General features: G+C 41.7%; 2 protein-coding genes. Both read right to left on the bottom strand.

Annotation, left to right across the window (positions count from 1 at the left end; all coding sequences use genetic code 11):
• Positions 1–21 precede the first annotated feature (21 nt).
• Positions 22–1,101, bottom strand: a complete 1,080-nt coding sequence (locus tag RRG12_RS42885; protein ID WP_420761751.1) for a fatty acid desaturase — start codon at positions 1,099–1,101, stop codon at positions 22–24.
• 218 nt (positions 1,102–1,319) lie between these two features.
• A complete protein-coding gene (locus tag RRG12_RS42880; RefSeq protein WP_420761752.1) occupies positions 1,320–2,372 on the bottom strand; it encodes a fatty acid desaturase in 1,053 nt (350 codons plus the stop codon).
• Positions 2,373–2,512 lie beyond the last annotated feature (140 nt).

Raw genomic sequence — 2,512 nt, 5'->3', positions numbered from 1 at the left:
AAGAAGTCGGGATTCTAAATCTTAGTTTTTAGCTAACTTGTTGTTAGATGTGTAGTAAACCTTACTACCCGTATCAGGTACAAAATGGCATCTGACACATGAATTCCATAATGACTTCCAAATGGGTTCTTCCGATTTGTGGAAATACTCACCCATTACTGGTTTTATTGCCTCAGTTGCCTTCAGCAAATTGTAGTGAGGGATATTAAGGAATATGTGGTGAGCGACATGAGTACCAATATCGTGATGGATATGATTAACCAAACCATAATCACGGTCAATACTAGAAATCGCGCCTTTCAGGAAAGTCCAATCTTCTCCACGATACCAGGGAAGCTCTGGCTCAGTGTGGTGCAAGAATGTCACCAAATCGAGCCAAATTATAAACACAAGGTAGGGTACTGCATAATATTTCAGCAACCACATCCAACCCCATTGGTAGGTGAGGAAACCGAGCAAACCTACCATACCAATCAAAAGTACAGTACTAGTGATGACATCCCATTTTTCCGATGGCTTGAAAAGCGAACTGCCGGGCATAAAGTGGGAGCCTTCCTTGTTAGGAGAACGCTTAAACAAATACACAGGATAAGCCAATAGAAAAACATAATATCTGCCGATCTTTTGGGCTAAAGGCATCTCCTTGTATTGTGATTCGGTCACAGGATACCAGCTTTCATCATTATCGATATTGCCAGTATTTTTGTGATGGGTTCTATGGCTGATCCGCCAACCATGATAAGGAACAAGTATTGGTGTGTGCGAAAGATGTCCAATCAAATCATTGAGCCATTTATGCTTAGAAAAAGATTGGTGTCCGCAGTCATGCCCAACTACAAACAAAGCCCAAAACATCGTTCCTTGCATTAGCCAGAAAATCGGGAAGAAAAGCCAAGAATCCAGGTAAGAAGCAACTGCATAAAGCAGACCAATAATCAGGATGTCACGAAAGAAGTAAAAAAGTGATTTTGTCACATTGGGCTGAAAGCATTCAGCAGGAATTGCAGCTTTTAAATCCCCAAGTGTGAAAGGTAATTTAGTCGTATCCTCAGACGTTTCACCGCCAGGAGGATTATTGAAACTGATGGTATCTAATTGCACTGGATTCTTTTGTTAGATATAAATCGGAACTTGATTTGAGACAAAATAATCTCACCTCTAGGATGCCCACGAAACTAGCGATCGCTAACACAAAAGAGGATAATTTCTGGCAATTTACCTAACAATTTTAGTTATTAAAAAATTGCCAGATTCTATTTAAACACAGCATGATAAACGCTCTCGTTAATTCAAGAGCGTGAGTGTAATCACAGCGCTATTTATTGCTCTGTATAATGCTCGTCAAAAGTCTTATAGCCAACATCAGTTGTGTACAGTTGACACTGGTCTGTAATCTGCTTCATTAAAGGCCAAGAAAACTGACACTCATCATGGAGATAAGGCTGCCAATTCTCTTTGATGCTGCTGTAAGCTAACCGCAAATTATAAGAAGGAATAGCTGTGGAAATATGATGAGGGACATGAACATTGATATCGTGACACAAAACTTCTACCCAACGCGGATAATCGCAATGAATAGTGCCAGATAGTTGTGCTAGAGCTTCGTTCCACTTGTTCGCTGTCGCAAAAGGAACATCTGCGGCAGTATGGTGAACAATGGTAAAAGTACTCATCCAAAAATGGTAAACCATCCAGGGCACTAGCCAAAACTTGACAAATCCCCAGATACCAGTTGTGGCGATAAGAAGCGGAAAAGTGATCGCAGCAAACACAACTACAACAGCCACAGAAAGCTTGATACTCGATTGGTCTTTAGTTTTGAAGTTCCGCCAATCAAAATGCACCACAGCCCAATGTCCAATGGAACCTACCCACCAGAGGCGTTTACGCATGAACAACTTAAAAGCAGACTGCCGGGTTGTATCCCAGTTTTCAAATACTTCTGGTCTGATTGGATGCCAAGCGTTGTCCTCATCCAGCTTGTTGGTATGAGTATGGTGATAATTATGCTTAATGCGCCAACTGTGAAAGGGGTAAATTAACGGCATCATGAAGAAGTGCCCCACCAAATCATTTACCCAACGACGTTTGGCAAAAGACCTGTGACCACAATCATGTCCAATTACAAAAAAGCCTGTTAAAGCAGTGCCCGTAAAAATCCAAGCTAGGGGCAAAAGAAACCAAGGAGTGATAATCAAGCTGTAATAACCCAAGGCAACTGCCAAGACACTGAGCAATGCTTGTGTCCAAGCTTTGCGACGGCTCTGCTGAAAACATTCCCGTGGCAGGGTTTTGACAATATCTTTGAGCCGGAAGTCGGAATTACCAGGCTCGTCACTTAGTTTCTGGCTATTAATTATTGATGTAGTCATGAACACCTGAAAAACAACAAACTCCTACACCAAGTCACTCAAAAAGTGGCTCGCCGCAAAATTTCTTAATATTAGCGCTTCGGATTATAGCAACCTAACCGACACGAGCGCACCCGTAAATAAACTTTTGAAAAGTGAGG

Source organism: Nostoc sp. CALU 546 (assembly GCF_048836525.1).
This window is presented reverse-complemented; position numbering and strand designations above follow the sequence as displayed.

Excerpts from the sequence above, each read along its gene's own strand:
- RRG12_RS42880 (WP_420761752.1), bottom strand. The coding sequence starts at position 2,372 with ATGACTACATCAATAATTAATAGCCAGAAACTAAGTGACGAGCCTGGT.